The 18,503-nt window shown below is 69.9% G+C and carries 17 protein-coding genes; 14 read left to right on the plus strand and 3 right to left on the minus strand.

Translation table 11 applies throughout. The features are described from left to right. Positions 1 to 13: 13 nt before the first annotated feature. The 3 genes from ACFPP6_RS30565 to ACFPP6_RS30575 all read left to right on the plus strand — a co-directional run bounded on the left by ACFPP6_RS30565 (position 14) and on the right by ACFPP6_RS30575 (position 2,016). Complete coding sequence (locus ACFPP6_RS30565; protein ID WP_382049322.1) at positions 14 to 487, plus strand: hypothetical protein; 474 nt, start codon at positions 14 to 16, stop codon at positions 485 to 487. Next, the gene (locus ACFPP6_RS30570) at positions 484 to 1,452 is read left to right on the plus strand and encodes a hypothetical protein (RefSeq protein ID WP_382049324.1); all 969 of its coding nucleotides are present in this window, start codon (positions 484 to 486) and stop codon (positions 1,450 to 1,452) included. Before ACFPP6_RS30565 ends, ACFPP6_RS30570 begins: the two co-directional genes overlap by 4 nt. Positions 1,453 to 1,746: 294 nt before the next feature. Next, on the plus strand, positions 1,747 to 2,016 hold the full coding sequence (locus ACFPP6_RS30575; RefSeq protein ID WP_382049326.1) for a hypothetical protein: 270 nt from the start codon (positions 1,747 to 1,749) through the stop codon (positions 2,014 to 2,016). 1,245 nt (positions 2,017 to 3,261) lie between these two features. On the opposite strand, the gene ACFPP6_RS30580 is transcribed toward ACFPP6_RS30575, so the two are convergent. Together ACFPP6_RS30580 and ACFPP6_RS30585 are read right to left on the minus strand one after the other, a co-directional pair. Beyond that, positions 3,262 to 4,080: a hypothetical protein gene (locus ACFPP6_RS30580; RefSeq protein ID WP_382049328.1), complete on the minus strand. Its 819-nt coding sequence runs from the start codon at positions 4,078 to 4,080 to the stop codon at positions 3,262 to 3,264. 72 nt (positions 4,081 to 4,152) lie between these two features. Further along, positions 4,153 to 4,347 (minus strand): hypothetical protein, encoded by a 195-nt coding sequence (locus ACFPP6_RS30585; protein ID WP_382049329.1) that lies wholly within the window; start codon positions 4,345 to 4,347, stop codon positions 4,153 to 4,155. A gap of 205 nt (positions 4,348 to 4,552) precedes the next feature. On the opposite strand from ACFPP6_RS30585, the gene ACFPP6_RS30590 reads away from it, so the two are divergent. The 6 genes from ACFPP6_RS30590 to ACFPP6_RS30615 all read left to right on the plus strand — a co-directional run bounded on the left by ACFPP6_RS30590 (position 4,553) and on the right by ACFPP6_RS30615 (position 8,601). Continuing rightward, positions 4,553 to 5,065 (plus strand): hypothetical protein, encoded by a 513-nt coding sequence (locus ACFPP6_RS30590; protein ID WP_382049331.1) that lies wholly within the window; start codon positions 4,553 to 4,555, stop codon positions 5,063 to 5,065. Positions 5,066 to 5,234: 169 nt separating this feature from the next. Then, positions 5,235 to 5,459: a hypothetical protein gene (locus ACFPP6_RS30595; RefSeq protein WP_382049333.1), complete on the plus strand. Its 225-nt coding sequence runs from the start codon at positions 5,235 to 5,237 to the stop codon at positions 5,457 to 5,459. 347 nt (positions 5,460 to 5,806) lie between these two features. After that, positions 5,807 to 6,385, plus strand: a complete 579-nt coding sequence (locus tag ACFPP6_RS30600) for a hypothetical protein (protein WP_382049335.1) — start codon at positions 5,807 to 5,809, stop codon at positions 6,383 to 6,385. A 13-nt stretch (positions 6,386 to 6,398) separates the two neighbouring features. After that, a complete protein-coding gene (locus ACFPP6_RS30605; protein ID WP_382049337.1) occupies positions 6,399 to 6,971 on the plus strand; it encodes a hypothetical protein in 573 nt (190 codons plus the stop codon). Positions 6,972 to 7,083: 112 nt separating this feature from the next. Continuing rightward, positions 7,084 to 7,323, plus strand: coding sequence for a hypothetical protein (locus tag ACFPP6_RS30610; RefSeq protein WP_382049339.1), 240 nt, complete (start codon positions 7,084 to 7,086; stop codon positions 7,321 to 7,323). A gap of 198 nt (positions 7,324 to 7,521) precedes the next feature. Next, positions 7,522 to 8,601, plus strand: coding sequence for a hypothetical protein (locus tag ACFPP6_RS30615; RefSeq protein WP_382049341.1), 1,080 nt, complete (start codon positions 7,522 to 7,524; stop codon positions 8,599 to 8,601). A 118-nt stretch (positions 8,602 to 8,719) separates the two neighbouring features. Here ACFPP6_RS30615 and ACFPP6_RS30620 read toward each other — a convergent pair whose 3' ends face one another. After that, complete coding sequence (locus ACFPP6_RS30620) at positions 8,720 to 8,989, minus strand: hypothetical protein (protein WP_382049343.1); 270 nt, start codon at positions 8,987 to 8,989, stop codon at positions 8,720 to 8,722. An 889-nt stretch (positions 8,990 to 9,878) separates the two neighbouring features. Between ACFPP6_RS30620 and ACFPP6_RS30625 the strand changes: the two genes are divergently transcribed. From ACFPP6_RS30625 to ACFPP6_RS30645, 5 genes are all read left to right on the plus strand, one after another. Then, positions 9,879 to 10,460, plus strand: coding sequence for a hypothetical protein (locus ACFPP6_RS30625; protein WP_382049345.1), 582 nt, complete (start codon positions 9,879 to 9,881; stop codon positions 10,458 to 10,460). Between the two features lie 275 nt (positions 10,461 to 10,735). Continuing rightward, entirely contained in the window at positions 10,736 to 16,546 is a 5,811-nt protein-coding gene (locus tag ACFPP6_RS30630) for a DnaB-like helicase C-terminal domain-containing protein (protein WP_382049347.1), read from the plus strand. A 3-nt stretch (positions 16,547 to 16,549) separates the two neighbouring features. Beyond that, on the plus strand, positions 16,550 to 17,188 hold the full coding sequence (locus ACFPP6_RS30635) for a hypothetical protein (RefSeq protein WP_382049349.1): 639 nt from the start codon (positions 16,550 to 16,552) through the stop codon (positions 17,186 to 17,188). A gap of 120 nt (positions 17,189 to 17,308) precedes the next feature. After that, positions 17,309 to 17,476 (plus strand): hypothetical protein, encoded by a 168-nt coding sequence (locus ACFPP6_RS30640; RefSeq protein WP_382049351.1) that lies wholly within the window; start codon positions 17,309 to 17,311, stop codon positions 17,474 to 17,476. A gap of 73 nt (positions 17,477 to 17,549) precedes the next feature. Continuing rightward, positions 17,550 to 17,696 carry a hypothetical protein gene (locus ACFPP6_RS30645; protein ID WP_382049353.1) on the plus strand — a complete coding sequence of 49 codons (147 nt, stop codon included), beginning with the start codon at positions 17,550 to 17,552 and terminating at the stop codon, positions 17,694 to 17,696. Positions 17,697 to 18,503: the final 807 nt, after the last annotated feature.

Below are 18,503 nucleotides of genomic sequence, written 5' to 3' on the forward strand. Positions count from 1 at the left end.
AAGGCACCCACCCGTGATCCACACGCAGATGCACCTCGCCGCGGCCTCATCCGGTGCCGGCACCACACAGATCCTGGGGTCGGTCGGGCTGTCCTCCCTCGCCTTCTCCGTCGGTGCCATCGTCGTCATGGCCATCCGCAACAAGTCGAAGGTCGTCAAAAGGCACTTCGATGACGAGCGCCACCTTGCCGGGCTGGCCGCCACCTTCGGCATCCTGTGCGTCCTCGCCGGCGGGACGTGGAAAGCCATTGCCTACGGCGTGCACGACCTCTCCTCCTCCGCGCTCTCCGACCCCAACCTCGCCGGCAGTGTCACCCCGGCGGGTATCGCCTTGGCGCAGACCATCCTTGCCTTCCTGCCCGAGTGGAAAAGGCGCGTCCCGCCCGCATTCTTCGGGATCGGGGCCGGCGTCTCCTGGGGCATCGCAGGAGCGTACTGGGGAATCCTGTACAAGCTCATCGGCGGTTTTCTGGAGCGCATGGCATGAAGCGGCTGCTCCACGAAATCGCCATCCCCTTCCAAGGCAGCAAAGAGGCCGTACAGCTTTTCCTTGCGGGCTCTCGCGTAATGACGGTCTACCTGCTCCGCTGCCTGGCCAAGGGCATCAAGTTCGGCTGGGCAGCAGCCATGCAGCTCGACGCTGCGCCCCCGCAGGACACGTCGGCGGAGAACGACACAAACTCGAAGCGTACGGATGTCCGGGGTGCCGGCGGCGGAAGGCCCGGCAGTCACAGGTCGAAGCGAACTGGTGGCGCATCCGCCGACGGACGGATTTCGGCATTCATCGTTGCACTCCTGGTGGTCTTCATCGCGCTAGGAATCGCTATCACCGGGATTGCCCTGGTGTGGCATTTTGCGGCACCGTACGTAGCGAACTATGCGCAGTGGATCGCCGTCATCCTGATGGCAGTATGGACTGTTACAGCGTGGATAGTCGCTCCCCCTGTCAGTGCACCGGAACCTGATGATGAACAAGAAGATTCCTTGGGGGATCAGCACGGTGAGGACCCGGAAGACCAATTCGACCTAGCGCTTGCCTCATTCATCGTGAGCGCTGTCATCGATGCCGATCGCGAAGGCCACAAGGGCGTCCACTTGACCGAACTTCTGCAACGGCTCAAGACCGAGAAACAAGGCTTCGAAGCCTGGGATACCACCCGCCTGCGCGCGTGGTGCACAACCACCGAGATCCCCTTTGACCGAGGCGTCCGTGCCAAAGGCAAAGGCCCCACCTGGGGAGTCCGCGCAGATCAACTGGAACAGGCTCTCGAGGTACCCCTGCGGGAGGCCTCAGCGACCCTCCCGCAGCATCTCGCTCGAGCCCGTGCTGCGGGCGACTCCGCCGCCCCGGCGCCGGGTGCACACTCCGCCCCTGCGGAGGCCGTCTCGCCGGCCGAGCAACCCCCTCCCATCACGCTCCACTTCCAACCCGCTTCCGACCCCTCTCCCTAGCACGCCGTCTGAACCGCCAGATGGGCGGTAGATGACCCGCTGACCAGGCCATCTACCGCCCCATCTACAGCTTCGACAAGCCCATCTACAACCGTCGACACTCCCGTCTACGGTCGGTCGACACTGCCAAGACGCGGACAGTCAAGGAGAAACAAGCAGCATGCGGGCAAATGTGGGGAAGGATGCGCAAACCCGAACAGTCAAGTAGGAGATGGCGAGAAGCGGGATAGTCAAGGAGGAGACGCCGAAACCAGCATGGCTGGCATCGGCCGCCTCTAGAGTCCGGACCACACCGTGAGCCGGACCCAGGAGACCGCAGTGCCCTTCCGCTACCGCTGCCCCGTATGCGCCACCAGCTCCCGCCCCTACCTCACCCAGGAGAAGGCGCGATCGCATGGTGAAGGGCACCGGAACCGCTTCCACGGCGACGACTATCCAGACGGCGAGTACATCGAACACAGCTCTCGGCGCGCCCCTCGGCGACCCGAGAAGGGCGAGGCCGTAGCCCTCGCCATCGTGGCTGTTCTCGTCCTCGCCGGCCTCGTTCACAAACTGACCGCTTGACAGCCTGTGAGCGTCCGGCATTTTCCGCGGGGGTGAAATCCCCTCGGCAGCCACGGCAGATGTTTCCGTGACGGGGGAGTCAGCACGATTGAGCAAGGTTGCCCGCGGTGCGTTCGTCTGCCGAGGGGTGAGATCACCCCCCTGTGCCAAGAGGCCTCCACTCGCCTCGTGCCCAACGCTCGCAGGCAGAGAGGAGAATTCACCCCCCCACCCCAGATTGGCGACACGTTGGCGAGCATCGATCACTGGATCGCAGTGGCGGCAACGGTAAGGCGCGGAGGGTGAATTCACCCCCCTGGCTCGGCTGCGAATGCCCGGCTCGCCTCCCCACCCGGAGAGGAGAACTTACCTCCCCTACCGGATGCCCAGAAGGGCAGGAGCAGCCTAGGCGTGCCGACGCAGGATAGGTGTCACCGAGGCCGGCCATCAACCTGCGATTCGGCACCGGCGAAGGAGGCTGGTTGTCACCAGACCGGAGCGCAGCCCATTGCCAACGGCCTGATCAGCAGGCCGGTCGCCTGCCGGATTCGGCGGACTGGAACTGCGCCGGCTGCGGGATGCGCGTGTATCCGCCAAGGTTGCTTCTCAGGTTGCACCTCAGGTTGTGGATCAGGTTGTGCACCAGGTTGCTTCTCAAGTTGCCTGTCAGGTTGTTTCCACAAGCCTGCCCGGATAGACCAAAACCCCTGGTCAGACCCCTGATAGAGCAAGCGAAATCCTGCCGACTACTTCTGTGTGGCCACCGCGTCAGCGGAGGAACGGAAGAGCTTGAGAGGAGAAACGAAGAGCTGAGGTGCGAAGCGAGGAGAGAGGAAGAACTATGCGGAATGCGGTACTGCGATAAGACGGGTTCGTTACGGACGGACTGATGAGTGGGACGTGATCGGTGAAGGTGGTTCGTACGGTGGATCATGGCTGGCTCTGGGCAGGTGGTGTGGTCGCGGTCCCAGGGCGGTTGCGTGGGTTCCAGGGGATGGATCGTGTGGATGCCGCAGTCGGCTTCGGCGATGTTTGCTCCGGCACCAGCCGCTGCGCGCGGTGCGAAGGACGCTCCCCTAGCGGGGAGAGGGGGCGATCGGCAAAGGCCGCTCGCGGGGGGAGAGGGGGCGGGGCGGTGCTGCGCCCCCTCTCCCTGTACTCGACGGTCGTGAGGGTGGGGGTGGGCGTCGAGGCCAGGGAGAGCCCATGTGGGCTGTCCGCCCTGGGGGGCGCTTCCTACACGCGGTCTGCGGGAGGAGGGGAACGTCAGTGCAGGGCGCTTGCGCGACGCTGGCCCTTGGCCGTGATGGCGACCATCATGTCGGCCTGGTGCTCGGCGTCACTGATGATCTTCTTCGGCGGTCGCCGGGTGGCGACGAGCGACTTGTCGCTCAGATCCGACAAGGTCTCGCGGATGTCGTCAGACTCTGCGCGGCCGAAGTGCAGCAGCATGTGCGTGGGGCTGTACGTCGCCTCAACAGCGCCGATCGTGCGCTCTTGGACATCCGTGGCCTTGGGGAGCTCCTCGCCTCGGCCGGCCGCGACCAGGGCGAGGAGAACGGCACGCTCGGCGTCGGTGAGCTCCGCAGGCGCAGGCCAGCGGGAGCGATTGCGCTTCTTCGCGTTCCAGTCCTCGACCTGTTGGGCGACGTAGACAGGACCGGCCGCGAGCACCTGGACAGGGGGAGGGAAGCCCTTGAGCTCGGTCAACTGCTTGGCGCGCTGCTTACTGCTGGCGTTGCAGATGGTCGCGATCTCGGTGATGCCCGCCAACGGGGGAACCAGTGGTGAGGCGATGTACTCGTCAAGCGCCTCCTCGCTCATCACCTCCAAGCCGGTGACGCGCTCACTGATACCGAGGGCGCGCGCGGCAGCGATGATGATCTCCAGCGCCGCCGCGTTCGCCGTGAGCGCATCATCAGCCTCGACGAACAGACGTACCGCGACGTTGTCGCTCGGCGTCTGCCTGACGGATGGCTCATGGGTGGCGAGCGACTGCATCAGGGACTCAATGGTCTCCTCGATGCTCTCCGCGGTCATGTCGGAGGAGTCGAGCTCGATGCTCACGCTCCACGGCTGGGTCATAGGTGCTGGATTCTCCTTGGGTGCGGTTGGGGCCGCCGGGGGGATCTATGTCCCCCCGGCGAGTGCCCTATGTCAGGGCTGGAAGCCTGCTCGCTTGAAGTCGGCTATGGAGTTCTTGAGGGTCCGAGGGTTGGACGGGGTGCTCGCGAGGCCACCGATGATTCGTCCGTTCTTGCGAACGAGGTAGTGGTTGGTCTTGGTCCGCGTGACTTCGAACTCCTGCTCCTTCAGCTTCTTGATCAGCTGCTTGACGTCCTTGTTCGCCATTCTCTCCCCTAGCCTTGACCGCGTCAAGGTCTATGCTGTCGCATCAGCTTGACGGAGTCAAGGAATGACGTGATCACACGGCAGTGATCGTCGTCATATTGCTTAACTGTTTTTATTGGGGTATCTTTATGAGTGTCAGGGCGGCCGTGACGAGGCCCTGGAGTCGGCCGGCGAATGTCCGGATGAATCGAGGAGTTGACGATCTATGACGAGCGTTCAGGCGGGGGCCGTGACGAGCATCGACCCGTACGTTTTTGTAGTGCGCCGGTTCTTCCTGGACCTCCTCACTCGGGACGAGCACGGCTGGGGGGAGGATGAGGATTCCGAGTCCCACGAGAGCCGTCCGCTGTCGTTGTTCCTGGCGGGCATCGACCCCAAGGGCGTCGAGCTCACCAGCGATGTGCTGCGCTTCTTCGAGGAGCTGGGGTTCTGTACGTTCGAAGCAGGCGAGGAGGAGCGCCGCGCCTGGATCGAGCGCAACGGCAAGCCGGAGGCCGCCGTGTCGGCGATGGAGCGTGCTGTGCGGCAGCTGCACTGGGACCTGGTGATCAAGGGCGCGCTGCGTACGGAGAAGACCCGGTTTTTCGGCGAGCTTCCGTACATCCCTGACTGTGTCGTCAAGGTCACCGAGTGGTTTGTCGCGCTCGGCTTCCCCAGCATGCTCGTCACGGCGGAGGGGCTGCCGGAGCCGCGCTGGTTGCCCGGCATGGGGGGCTGAGGGCGCAGCTCGGATTCCCGGCCGATCCAGCACAGGGCCGTGGGGCGTCCGGTCTTCCGGCACCTCGCCCCAACTGGGCCGCTCCCTCGGATCCCGGCTCGCCGTGGCCCGCCTTGCGTGGTTTGTTCGCCTGTCATGTGGAGGTGTGGTGCGTAGGTCGGTTCGGATCGTGGCGATCGGCATGGCTGCGGTGCTCGGGCTGAAGCTCCTTGGTGAGCTTGCATTGCTTTACCCGGAGCCGACCGGCACTGGTGGTCGGCTCCGGACGTTGATGGAGCGGCGCTTGTACTGGGTCGCCCAGGGTGTAGCCGTGGGGGCGTTCTATCTGGCGCCAACGGTGCTGGTAGTTACCGTCGCGCGCGCCTTCTTGCAGCGTTTCCGTGAAGGAAGCTGACTTGCCCTTCCCGGGGTTGTCCGTGTTGTTCGGGTGTTGGTGTTGTCCATGGAGGGGTTCTTGTGACATCTGACCAGTTGTGGATCGGTACGTACCACGGTCGTCACGATGGGGCCGGGGCTGTCGTCACTGCTACGCGGGGTGACGGACCCTCGCCCTATCAGTGGGCGTGTACGTGTGGTGCTGTCCGGCACTTTGCGGCGCCGTACGGTCTAGCTCGTAGCGCTTGGCGGCACACGCACCCGACGGTGCTGGACCGGCTGATGACGAAGGTTCGGAGGCGTCGGCCGAGCTGATCGGGCGCGGCCCGGCTCATCACTGACTATCCAGAGCAGAGGAGAACTGAGATGGACGTGCGAACCGCGTACAGCACCGCCCCTGGCCTCTTCGAAGAGCAGCAGGACCTCGTGCGGGTGATGTCCCAGATCCCGCTCCGTGAGCGGCTGGTGCGCCGGGCGGCGCTCGCCGACCGTGGCTCGCTCGACGTGCTCGAGACGGACGGCAAGGTGACCCAGGATGTCCTCAGCGCCGCGCTGAAGCTGGCCGCGCACGACCAGGCGCACGGCACTTCCGCCGGGCCCGTGGCCCCTGCCTCTCTGCGCCCCGACAGTCCTCTCGGCGTTTTGCGCGCCTACATCCGGCAGGAATACGCGGCCTGGCGCTCTCCCGCCGGGCCGCGGGGGGCCGTGTGGCTGGTCGTCCGCGGCGAGGACCCGGGGGCCGTTCCTTGTGCGGATGAGGCCACCGCCCGCGCGTTCGCGGAGACCCGCTACCGGGAGGATGAGGACCCCGCCGAGCCTGCTGTCCTGTGCTGGGATGACGATGGGGAGCTCGTCGATGAGACGCTCTCTGGTCACCAGGGCACCGGCTGGACCGTTCGCGAGGTACAGGTCTTGCGTGCCGCTGACCTCCGTACCGCCGGATAGGAGACATACCGGGATGAGCAAGCAGCAGGAGCCGGCCGTCTCGGTCGTGCCGTCTGTGCCGTTGTGTGCGGAGTGCGCCGGGCCGCTGTCTTTCGATGTGTCGGGTTCGCGTTTTGTGTGTGGGAATGGGCAGTGTGCTGCGCTGGGGATGGACTTGCCGGTGTGGCGGGTGTTGAAGCGGGCGGGGCTGGCTGTGTCGGCGGTGGTGGGTCTTCCGCGGCCGGTCTACCGGGGGATGCCGGTGCCGTGGATCGCCCCGGTCGCTTCTGACGGGCGGGTGTGGTTCCGTGCGCTGGACGGCGAGCGGCTCGCGCGGGCTCAGAATGAGTGGCTGTGTCAGCTGTGCGGTGAGGCGCTCCCTCGCCGGGCGTGGGTGTTCGTGACGCCGGGGGGTCTGGTGCTGCAGGCCGCTCTGCATGAGGGGTGTAAGGACATCGCGTCCGGGTTCTGCCCGCACTTGTCCGGTCCCGTTACGCGGGCTGTGCCCCGGCCGGTGACCCGCGAGGAGATCAGCGCCGACGGCCGGCCGCTGCCGGTGGCCGGCCGCTCGGATCCCGACTTCCCGCAGCAGTGGAGGATCTTGTGACCGCCGCGCCCCGTACGCCCTCCGTCCCGGCCGCTGTGTCCGTCCTGCTCGCCGGGCACCAGCCCGTGGCCGTCGTCGTCGGGGTGCTGGCCGGCTGTGTTGGGGAGGGTTGATGCGTACGCCGTGGCGGACTGCTGTGTTCGGTGTGGCTGGTGTGCTGGTGCTGCTCGTGGCTCATCAGGTGGCGTTGCTGGTTCCCGAGCCGGCGGGTGAGGGTCTTCCGGTGATGGTGGACCGCCTCTTCTACCGGGCGGCGCAGTGCGTGGCCCTGGGGGCTCTGTGGGTGGCCCCGGCCTTGCTGATGGCTACCGGTGTCCGTGTGGTCGTGCTGCGTTCCCGTCAAGGAGGCTGACTCCTCCCGCCTTCCCGCTTCCTCCCGCCGCTGTCCTGCGCTCTCTTGATGGAGTTGTTGATGCCGTCCGCTGTGCCGCTCGTGTCGTCGTCCGCTGTGGCCTCGTGCCTGTCGTCGCCGTCGTCCCTAGCGGTGCCCGTTCCGGTGCTCGTGGGCGGGCGGCCGGACCTTCCCCGGCTGGTTCCGTATGAGCCGCCGTTGACCCGCGACGTTGCGCGCTGCGTGTGTGGCGGGTGGGGGCTCACGGCGGAGGAGTCGTTGTGCCGCCCGTGCCGGCGGGCCGCGGTCGACGTCCACGGTGGCCGTCTGGCCGCGCTGCTGGCCCGGATCACCTACGACCACCGTGGTGTGCGTCTGCACTGGTCCGGCCCCGGCAGTAGCCCGGAGGCCATCACTCCGCGGGTGCGCCTGTCCGCTCCTGACGTGGGTGACCCGCATGGTGCGGCGATCGAGTTGCGTTGGTTTGAGTACTGGGTGGATGACCAGCTCATCGCCGCGTGCGCGCACGGCGCGAGTGATGGCGAGGTCCTGGCGCTGGCGGTGGCGCAGGCCCATTACGCGCTCGCCACGCTGCTGGTGCACGAGGTGGGGGAGTGGTTCACCTACTGCGGTCGGCAGGTCTTCCCGCCCCACCGCCCCGACCCCCACTTCCCGCTGGACGAGGACAACGGCCCGGACGGGAACGGCGCGGTCGTCCTGTGGCTCACCTACCCGAGGGCCCGAGCCGCCGCCACCGTCGTCGGGGTCGTCGAGGTGCAGCCGGCGCATGGGCGCGGCGGCAGCCCTGCCGCCGAACGAGACCCCCTCGCCAACTCCGGCACTGCCCCCGGTGCTGGGAAAGCCCCGCTGCTGCGCCGCGCCCCCGCCCCGTGTCCCGTCGCCGAGCCCACCGTCGGTCCCGCCTCCCGCGCCGGCTCCGGCCCGGTCCCCGGCCAGGCGGCGGCTCCGGCGCGCCCGGCCGCCGCCCCGCCGGTGGCCCGTGCGGACGTCGGCACCCTGCCCGGGCAGTCGCTCACGCTCGGCCCGCACGCCGTGACCGTGACCGCGCCGGAGGGCACCATCGTGTCCGGCGCGTGGTCCCCGCCCGGGGGCCGGCAGGAGACCGAGCATGAGGCCGTGGAGTGGGCGCTGCACGACATCCACCGCGTGATGGTGCTCTCCGAGCTCTGCGGCCTCGCGGCGCATCTGAATCTCGACGGTGTCCCCGTTCTGGCCCCGGAACCGGGCCGCGGCATGCCGGGTGTGCCCTGGGAGGTCCGCTTGACCTACGACGGATGACCCCCGCCCCGCGCCCCTTGTCTCCGCCTTCTCCTCGGGTGGGGGGAGTGGCCTGCTGCTCGTCGGCGGCCGCGGCGTCCGGGTCTGTTGTCCCCCGCAGGGTGGGGGGAGCGGCCCCTTAGAGGGCCTGGTGGGTCTGGAGGTGGGGGTGGGGGTAGTGGGGGTGGGTGTTCCACTGGCTGGCCATGCTTGTGAGCTCTCCGAGAGGGCGGTCGGCTTCACCGGTGTCGTCTGCTTGCACGGCGTCGGCGTAGTTCTGGCTGAGCTGGTGTGCCTTGTGCCGTTCCTGGACGTAGGTGTCGTGGCCTTCTGGGTACTGCCTGTCCCGTTGCTCGTCCTGGCGGTCGCGGACGAACTGGTAGACGCGCATACCTGTCTGAAGATCCATGATTCTCCTTGTTGCCTCGCGGCGGACGGCCCTTTGGGGAGAGCCCGATGCCGGGCCCTGCCCGCCCCCGCCGGGGGCGGTGCGTTCATTCTTGCAAGCCGGGCTTGTGGCCTGCCCCGCCAGCCGAAGTCGTCCTCTGCCGGTCTCCGACCCCTGCGTCGTGCCCGTGCGGTCCGCCTGCTGCTGACCCCCGCTGCGCCTGTCCGCTGTCCGGGCCTTCCGATCGTCTCTCCGGCTCGTCGTCCTTCCGTCTCGTGGCTGTTTGCTCGCCCGCGCCTCACCTCCCTCCCTCTCCCCCTCCTTCCCCTCGCCTTTTGTTACGTGTCTTCGCGTCTTCTGCTGGCGTCTGGTGTTACGGGTCGGGTAGGGTGTTACGTGTCTGGTGGGGGAGGGTTCAACTCCCGTGTCGGTGTTGGGTTGTTGCCTGCCTGTCGTGTGCTGTCCGTTGGCTCGATCGGTGCCTGCCGACCTGTGGTGCGCCTACTCGATCGTTCTTGTGTTTCTGGCAGGGCTGGCTGACGGAAGGCCCGCCCCGCTGGTCCGGCCGCTGCTCGCTGTTTGCCTGACCGGTTTGTTGTCGTGTGTCTCGTTGTTCGGTCTGTTCCGTTATCACGGGGAGTGGTCGGTTTGTCTCAGGTGTTGAAGTGCCGGGCGTGTGACACGAACAACGCGCGGTGGGCGGGGCGTTGCGAGGTGTGTGACGGGGTGCTGCCGGTGTCCCGTGTCCGGGGTGCGCGGGTGTCGCGTGTCCGGCGTGGTGCGGGCTTCCCGGGCCGGTCCTGAGCCTCCCTGGCCGCGCCGCTCGTTGGTCCCCGGCCCAGGCCGCGTCGCTGCGCCCGCTATGACTTCGTCCTGGCTCTGCTCGCCCCCGATTCCCCGGAGGAAGACTGTGTTGGATGCCCAATCCGCGTACAGCGCCGCCCCTGACCTTTACGAGGAGCACCAGGAGCTCGTGCGGGTGATGTCCCAGGTTCCGTTGCGGGAGCGGCTGGTGCGTCGTGCCGCGCTCGCCGACCGGAGCACGCTCGCCGTGCCCGAGGCGGACGGCAAGGCGAGCCAGGACGTCCTCAGTGCCGCGTTGAAGCTGGCCGCGCACGACCGGGCGCACGGCACTGCCGCCGGGCCCGTGGCCCCGGGTTCCCTCTCCTCGGACAGTTCTCTGGGCGAGTTGCGTGCCTACATCCGGCAGGAGTACGCGGCCTGGCGCTCTCCCGCCGGGCCGAGGCTGGCTGTGTGGCTGGTTGTTCGTGGCGAGGGCCCGGGGGCCGTTCCTTGTGCGGATGGGGCCACCGCCCGCGCGTTCGCGGAGGCCCGCTACAGGGAGGATGAGGACCCTGCCGAGCCTGCTGTCCTGCGCTGGGACGGTGACGGGGAGCTCGTCGACGAGACGCTCCCTGGTTACCAGGGCACCGGCTGGACCGTTCGCGAGGTGCAGGTCCTACGCGCCGCTGACGTCCGTACCGCCGGATAGGAGACATACCGGGATGTGTAAGCAGCAGGAGTCGGCGCCCGTCCCGGCCGCTGTGTCCGTGCGACGGACGCCCAGCCCCGCGCGGGGTGCGCGGGGGCTGGGCTGAGTCCCCATCCCCTGCTCGCCCGCTTGTTCCTCTTGTCATCTCTCTGGAGTTGTTGATGTCTGCCGCGTCATCGCCGGAACCCGCTGCCACTTCCGTTGCTGCCGCGTGTGCGGCTTTTCCCCTGGCAGGCGATCTCCAGGAAGCCATCGCGGGCCGGGAGATCGTGTGCGTGACCGGCCCGGACCCGGACTCCACCACCACCGTCGTGGAGCAGACCACCGCCACCACCGCTGCTGCTGGTGGTCTTGCCGTGGTGCAGGTACGCGCGGCCGCGCCCTGGGACCGCTCCGCGATGGCTCGCTCCCTCTACACCGCCCTGGGACTGGACCGGCACCGCACCCGGCCGAGGGTCCTGGCCGATACCGAGGACCTGATCGCCCGGGAACTGCGCCGCAGTACCCGCCTGGTGATCGTGGCGGACGCCCACCAGCTGCGCACCACCGCGCTGCAACTGCTCTACGCCCTGTGGGCCCACGGAGTACCCGACCACTTCCCCCTGGTCCTGACCGGTGACGACCGCCTCGCCACCCTGCTCCGGCACCCCGCCGTGGCCAACCTGGAATCATGCGTGCGCATCCGCCACCGCGTGCCCGTCATCGCGTCGCGGGAACCGGTACCCGCCGCCGCGCCCGGCCCGGACACCACCGCTCCCGCCGGGTCTCCCGCCGCCCCGGGCGATGCCTGCGCCCCCGCGGCCCCTGACGCCGCCCTGGCCGCGTCGGGCCAGCCGCCGGCCTCCGCCCCCGACGGCGGTGCTGCGCTCACTGAAGCTGTCCCGGACTCATCCGGGCCTGCTGTGCCGGCCGAGGTCGAGCCCGGCTCTTCGGTTCCCTCGGCGTCCGCTGCTGCCGCTGGTGGGGGTGAAGGGTTGCTGGTCTCCTCGGCGCCCGCGCCCGGGTCCGTGTCTGCGGTGTCGTCCGGCGATGTGGTGGGCCCGAAGCAGGTGTCCGTGGCCCGCCCGGAGCTCTACAAGCTGGTCGACGCCGCCTGTGACGAGACCAGGAACCAGGTGACGCTGATCGCGAAGGGCAAGCTGACCGCGGCGCTGGTCCCGCTGGGGCGTCTGGATGCGGGCTCGCGTGCGCGTGCGGGGTCGTGGCCGTCCTGGCCGCGGACGAAGGCGCGTCCGAAGCTCGGTGACCTGGTCCGTGACGCGGTCGGCACGCCCACCACCCCTGGGGTGCCGCAGGTGTTGTGTGACCGTACGACGCCGGTAGCGGTCCTGGTGGCCGCCGAGCTGCTCCCTGCCGGTGGCGGCCTGGTCGTGGTACCCGGCGGCCCCGGCAGCGGCGAGGCGGCGGCCGAGGGTGGGGACGCCTCCGTGTCCGCTCCCGCCGCCGGTGTCCCGGTCGGTGCCGCCGAGGCCGGGACCGTGCCGTCAGCTGCTGCGCCTGCCGGGCCGGGGAAGAGCATGCCCGTACGGGCGCCGGAGGCGGCCACGCCCCCGACCTCCGGATCCACCCCCGGTCCTGTTGACGGGCCGGCCGTGTCGCCCTCGGCGGCCGCTGTGCCGTCGTCCGCCGGGCCCGCCGGCGGCCCGCAGGCTTCCGCCGGCGTCCCGGCCTCGTCTGGCCCGGCTCCGGCCCGGGCCGTACCTGCCGACGGCATGCCCGGCGCCGGTGGCGGTGGTGGTGAAGCCGGTGGTGATGTCCTGGCTGGGTCCGGCGGCGCCCCGGCCCCGGCGCCGGTGGCCGCTTCCGCCGCCGGTGGTGGCCCGGCTGTTGCTCCCGCCGGCGTTGACCCGGCCGCCCCCGGTGTGCCCGTGGCCGCGAACGTGTCCGGCGCGCGCGCTGGGGTTGCTGGTGAGCCGGCCGCCCCCGCCGTGCCTGTGGCTGTGCCGGCGGAGCCTGTGACCGGTGGGGGAGACGCCGCTGTCACGCCGTCCCCGTCTCCGGCGGTTCCGGCCCGCGCCGCGACGTCGGCCGTGTCCGGCGCCCTGGCTGCGCCCGCTGGCGCCGAGCGTGTCGAGTCCGGCTCGGGCGCGGTGTCCCCGGGCCCGGCCGCTCCCAACGACACCCCGGCTGCGCCTGCTGCCTCCGCTGTGCCGTCGCCCGGCAGCCCGCAGGCCTCCGCCGGCAACGTCCCGGCCGAGCTCGTCGGCGGTGCCGCGCGTGCTGGGTCCGGTCCGGGTGTCGTTCCGGCTGACGTTGCCGCGCCCGCTGCCGGGGCCGTGCCTGCCGGTGGTGATGGTGTCGACGTCGGCATCGTTCCGGGTGTGTCCGGGGGCGGTCCGGCTGTCCCCAACGACCGTGTCGACCACCAGGTCGCCGCGGCTGCTGCTGTGCCGTCGCCGGCCGCTGCGCCCGCAGCGCCCGGTGCTGCCCTCGACGACGACGTCGTCGACGGTGCCCCGGCTGCCGGTAGTTCCGCGCCCGCCGAGGGCGAGGACGATGTCGCTGCCGTGCTGGCCGGGCCCGGCGACAGCGCCTCCGACAACGCCTCCTCCGGCAACGCCTCCGCCCCTGTCTCTGCCGTTGCTCGTGCTGAGGGTGTTCCTGTCGGGGAGGCCGGGACGGCCGCCGCGCCGTCGCGCCTCCGTGCCCTGCGGGGCCTGGACGCGACCGTGCTGGACGAGCTCCTGACCCCCGCCGCCCCGGCGGCCCCGGCTGCGCCGCGTGTGGGTGGCCCGGTCTCCTTCGGTCTGCCCGCCCTCGACCACGCTCTCGCCACCCTCACCCCGGGTCGTCTGATCCTGCTCGTGGCCGCGCCCGGCGCTGGCGCAAGCCTCCTCGCCGCGGCCGCGGCCCGGCATACCGCCCTGACCCACCATCTCCCCGTCCTCTACGCCGCGTCGGGCCTGAGCCGCGCGGATGTGGCGGCCCGGATCGTTGCCGCGCACGCGCCGGTGGACTACCGCCGCCTGCGCACCGGTGCCCTGACCGCTGCCGAGCTCGAGGCCGCGGCCGGGGTGCGCGCGCAGCTGGCGGGCGCGCCGTTGCTCATTGATGACGGCACGGGCCTGACCGCCGACGCGATCGCCCAGACGGTCCCTGACGTGGAGGGTCTGGCGCTGGTGGTGGTGGACCGTCTCCAGCATGCCCACGACCCCGCCATGCCGCTCTCGGGCCCGGCGTTGCCCGCGGCCGCGCGGACGCTGGCCCACCTCGCCCGCACCCATCAGGTTCCGGTGCTGGCGGTGCTGGACACCGACGACCCGCACGCGGTGGCCGCGCTCGCACCCGGCCTGACGCTGACCCTGACCCGTGCCGGCGAGCATGCCGAGCTGGCTGTCGTGGAGCCGGACTTCGGGTGCCTGGCCGTCTTCCCGCTGACCGCGGACCTGGCCTGTGCCCGCTTCACCGAGGCGCCCGCCCTGTTCGATGCCGCCGGGATCCTCACAGCTCCCGGCGGCCGGGCCCTCGTCGACGACGTCCTGGCCGCGGCCACGCCGTTCCTCGCCGAGACACCCGACCCCGACCAGGACGGCCCCGACGGGGACGATTTCGCGCTCCCGCCGGCCAGCCTGGTCCTGCTGCTGCGCTACCTGCGCAGCTCTCTCAGCCCTGGCTACGAGGCGTACGCCCGCCGCTTCGTCACCGAACTCCTGGACCACGCCGCCCATCACCCGCGACTGCCGGAGACGGCCGAGGGCCGCCGCCTGGCGGCCGCGCTCACCACGCTCGTCGAGTACGCCCTCGCCCACGGGTACCGCCCCGACGACGCCGGACCCCCGGACAGCACCCAGCAGCACGGCACCCCCGGCGCCGCACACCCCGCCGCACCCGCCGTGCCCGCTGCTCCCGGCTCGGCGTCCCTGCCCCCGGCCCTCACAGGCCCGTACGCGCCCGTTGGGCCCGTCGCTGGGCCCTCGTGCCCGCCGGTGACCAAACAGGCCGTCACCGGCACGCACAGCACCGCTACTTCCACCGCCCCCTACCCCGGCCGGCCCGCTGGCTCCGGCCTCCCCGCCGCCGCTGGGCCGCAGGCCCCCGCCTCCCCTGCGGACACCGCGACCGCCGCCGCGGTCGGGCCCGCCGGGGCCGCGCCGCTTACCGGCCCGGTCGCCGACCACGCCGCGCCCGGCACGTCGACCACCGCCCCCGCCCCGGCCCCTGCCGGTGCGCCGGTCGCCGGGGAGTCCCTGGCCGTGGCCGAGGCGGAGCTCCTGGAGGCGGCGTTCCCGTTCCTCGCCGGTGCCCAGGGAGGGTTGTCGGCACGGCTGACGGGCACGATGGCCGCCTTGCGCGACGCCCGCACCGCCACCGCCACCGGCGAGCGCGCGGGGGCGGAGGCGGCCGGTGCTCGCCCGGAGCCGGAGATGGAGCAGGCCGCCGTGCTGGTGGGGCTGCGCCGGACGATGGCCGACCTCGCTGCCCGTACCCCCCGCATGCCCGAGACTCCTGAAGGCGCCCGTCTTCAGGCCGCGCTCGCGGCTTATGCCACCGCACACTCCGCCCCTGCTGCGCCCGCGTCCACGGCGCCCGCCCCGGCCCCCTCACACACGGCCGGGACCTGGCCGGTGCGCTTCCCGCAGCCCGCCGCCGCCCCGGCCGGGAGCCCGGCCGCCCCTGGGCCGGACGGGGGTCTGGCGGCCGTCGAGACCGAGCTCCTGGACGCGGCCGCGGTGTTCACGAGCGGACCGGAGAAGCTGTCCGCGGCCGCGATGAACGTGCTCCAGACGCTCCGTGCCGCGCTGCATCCCGAGAACACCGCCGCTCTGCCCGCGGCCCGCGCCCGGGCCGCCGAGCTTGCCACCCGCCGCCTGCGTCTACCCAAGTCCCCCGACGCCGCCCGCCTGCGCGCCGCCCTGGACGCCTATGCCACCGCCGCGGCCGCGGCCGGCATCGCCCCCGACGCCCTCCCGCCCGCCCCCGCGGCGGCGTTGAGTGTCGCCGAGCCCGCCCCGCAGCCCCCCGCCGCCACGCCTGCTGCGCCCGGCGACCAGGAGGCCAGCCCGGCTGCCGGGCCCGCCGAGGCGCCGGAGGCGCCCGACGACGAGGAGGAGGTGGTGGGGTCGGAGTCGTTCCAGGACACGACCGCGCCGCCGGAGGCCGATGTCCCGGCGGCCCGTACGAGCGCGCGGGTGTACACGTTCTTCCTGAACAAGATCACCGATGCGGTGGACCAGGCTCTCCAGGAGCACGACGGGGACGTGGAGGCCGCGACCAAGGCCCTGGTCCGGAAAGCCGTGCCGGACTCGATGGCCCTCTTCAAGCTGACCCGGGTAGGGGGGAATTACGTCCACACCGCTTACCCGCGCTCGCTCGATTTCCTGGCCAAGCCTGCCCAGGGCGAACCTGACGAGGTGTGGGAAGCCCGTCATAAATGGCGCAACGAGCCCCTCGCCGCCGCTATCAAAAAGGGCACACACGACCCTCTGGACGTCACGGCCCTGGACACGAACGCCGCCTACCTCTCCGCGTTCAAGACCCACCTGCCCATCGGCACCCTCCTCCACGACCCCAACGGCGGCTTCGACCGCCGCCGCGCCGGCATCCACCGCGTCGACCACTTCGAATGGACCCACCCCCACCTGCCCAGCCCCCTGGGCAACCGCATCGAGCCGGGCCCGTACTACCTCGACGACGCCACGCTGCGCCTCCTCATCCGCTGCCACGAACTCGACCTGTGCGAGGCGCCGCGGATCCTGGAGTCGTGGACGTCCGGCGCCTCGGAGGCGCTGCTGGAGAAGTTCCGCCGTGTTCTCCAGCAGGCCCGTCAGACCGCGATCGAGAACGAGGACACGGCCACGATCGAATACGTCAAGGCCATGTATTCCAAGTTCACCTCGACTATCGGCCACTCAGCAAAGAACAGCGAGATCCGCCGACCCGAGTGGGTCCACACCATTCGCTCCCAGGCAAACGCAAGCCTCTGGCTGAAAGCATTCAAGGCCCACCAGAATGGCCTTATCCTGGTCCAGGTATCCGGCGTTGACGAACTCCACGTCGCCGGAGGCGACTGGCGCCAGGTCTTCAAAGAAGGCCGCAAGCCAGCCGAAATGAAGGAAAAGCGCCTGTACACCCTCGGGGGGAAATAACCGATGCCGTACGACGACAGCGGCTGGCGCAACTTCGGCGCCTACGGCGCCAACCGCTCACCGGAAAACGTCCGCGGCGGCCGCGCCCTCGGCCGCGCCATGGAAGAAGCCCTCTCCCGCCAGATCCGCGAAGGCGGCATCCGCTCCCCCGTCACCACCCCCCGAGGCCTCAAGGCCCGGCTGAACTACCTCAACAGCGACGCCGGCCGCCAGGCCCTGCGCACCGCCGGCGTCACCGTCCAGGACCGCGCCCTGAACAACTGGTTCGCCCACACCCAGACCCCCCGCCGCGCCAACCTCGACCTCATCGACACCGCCTACTGGAACCTGCGCGCCCACAACGTGCTGCGCAACCTCGGCGCCTTCAAGCAGCACCTGAACAACCGCGGCCGCGGCACCCCCCTCGAGATCCACCCCATCAACCAGGACCTCGTCGACGACCACGCCCGCCGCCGCAACCTCATGGGCGACCAGGGCATCCGCTCCCTCCCCGCCGTCCGCTACATCTGGGACGACGCCGTCGACGCCATGGCCGCCGGCGACGCCGAGAAGCTCGAAGAGATCTGGGACGACGTCATCAGCGACCTCGACAGCGACTGGGGCGCCTACACCTACGTCTCCTATGTCGGCCTCGGAGCCTGAACCCCGCGCCTCGCTGCGCCCGCGCCGGACCCTACCCAAGGCTTTGAGCCCGGCATCGACGACCCGCAGTAGGTTCTCCCCAGCCGCCCACCGAACACTTCAGCCGAAGGAGAAGAAGTGATGGCCGTAGAACAGAGCCCGGGGACACCGGCAAGCCCGGAACGGATCGACCGCACCCTCAGGAAGGGCGGCGTCAGCAAGTCCGTCCTGAGCCTCGAACCCGCCGGCAGCCAGCTGACAGGCCGCGCGGCCCGGCGCGCCCGGCAACGTGCGGCCAAGAAGAAGTAGCGACTGCTGAAGCCCTCGGTGCGCCGTCGGCGCGTAGCCCGCGCCGACCCCGTCCAGCAAGAAGGAAAGACCCGTGGAACAGCCCTCGTGCGCCGCCTGCGGCATCTCCGAGATCACCCACGTCCATGCGGCCGCACGAGGCTGGCAGACCGTCCAGCACCGCCTGTACTGCCCCAGCTGCGCCCACCGCTTCCCCACCTGGATGCACCAGCAGCTCTGAACAAGTCGGCCCCCCACGCGGGCACACCCCACCCCAACCCCTCCAACGAGCCGACCCCCGACCAGGACACGCCGCTGCGCCTCCTCGGTGGAGGGACGGGCGGGACGAGGCGGCCGTGCGCGGCCAGCTGCACACCGAAGACCTGCGGCCCGGTGGGGCCGTCCGGCGAACGCCTCACAACAGGCAACACAAAGCCCCTTTTGAATTCGCGTCGTCCTGTAAACCCGTAACGCTCCATCACAAAACGCGGACGCGAATAGTTACGGGTCTGACGACGAAATCCATCACCTCATTTGTTACGGGTCACTCCGTGGGGACACATACAATTGAAACACCGGTTATACGTGCCATGGTGAGAATCCGATCAGGATTTCCACGCCAAGGCTTCCGAAGCCCGCTTTTCGGGAGCTAGAATACGTAACAAAGAGGCAAGAGGTATAGACCACTTGCCAAGACCCGTAACAAGCCCATATGATGAGGCATCAGAAAGACGGCGACGGCGCCCAGTTGCCGACCCCCTCTCGTAGCTGCCATACTGTAACCACCGAGAGGTCGGGCCCACGAAGCCCGGAGGGCGCCGCAGGCCCACCGAAAAACAACAACACAAGGCTCTGACCAGCAGAAATACCAGATCAGAGCAAGACGAACCGGAAGCCGGCGCCAGAAGACGGCAGTACCGTTCGATTAGCCGGCTGGACTCCATCACCACGAAGAGTCACCACCCCGGATCACTGCTAGCCTCGGCGTTGCGGAGCAACGCAACAGCATTCCGTCGCGAAGTGACGGCGCGTCATGTCTCCGGAGGAG

Source organism: Streptomyces aureoversilis (assembly GCF_042657885.1).
Classification (GTDB): domain Bacteria; phylum Actinomycetota; class Actinomycetes; order Streptomycetales; family Streptomycetaceae; genus Streptomyces; species Streptomyces aureoversilis.

Excerpts from the sequence above, each read along its gene's own strand:
- ACFPP6_RS30605 (WP_382049337.1), top strand. The coding sequence starts at position 6,399 with ATGAGCAAGCAGCAGGAGCCGGCCGTCTCGGTCGTGCCGTCTGTGCCG.
- ACFPP6_RS30620 (WP_382049343.1), bottom strand. The coding sequence starts at position 8,989 with ATGGATCTTCAGACAGGTATGCGCGTCTACCAGTTCGTCCGCGACCGC.
- ACFPP6_RS30580 (WP_382049328.1), bottom strand. The coding sequence starts at position 4,080 with ATGACCCAGCCGTGGAGCGTGAGCATCGAGCTCGACTCCTCCGACATG.
- ACFPP6_RS30590 (WP_382049331.1), top strand. The coding sequence starts at position 4,553 with ATGACGAGCGTTCAGGCGGGGGCCGTGACGAGCATCGACCCGTACGTT.
- ACFPP6_RS30570 (WP_382049324.1), top strand. The coding sequence starts at position 484 with ATGAAGCGGCTGCTCCACGAAATCGCCATCCCCTTCCAAGGCAGCAAA.
- ACFPP6_RS30585 (WP_382049329.1), bottom strand. The coding sequence starts at position 4,347 with ATGGCGAACAAGGACGTCAAGCAGCTGATCAAGAAGCTGAAGGAGCAG.
- ACFPP6_RS30640 (WP_382049351.1), top strand. The coding sequence starts at position 17,309 with ATGGCCGTAGAACAGAGCCCGGGGACACCGGCAAGCCCGGAACGGATC.
- ACFPP6_RS30610 (WP_382049339.1), top strand. The coding sequence starts at position 7,084 with ATGCGTACGCCGTGGCGGACTGCTGTGTTCGGTGTGGCTGGTGTGCTG.
- ACFPP6_RS30635 (WP_382049349.1), top strand. The coding sequence starts at position 16,550 with ATGCCGTACGACGACAGCGGCTGGCGCAACTTCGGCGCCTACGGCGCC.
- ACFPP6_RS30600 (WP_382049335.1), top strand. The coding sequence starts at position 5,807 with ATGGACGTGCGAACCGCGTACAGCACCGCCCCTGGCCTCTTCGAAGAG.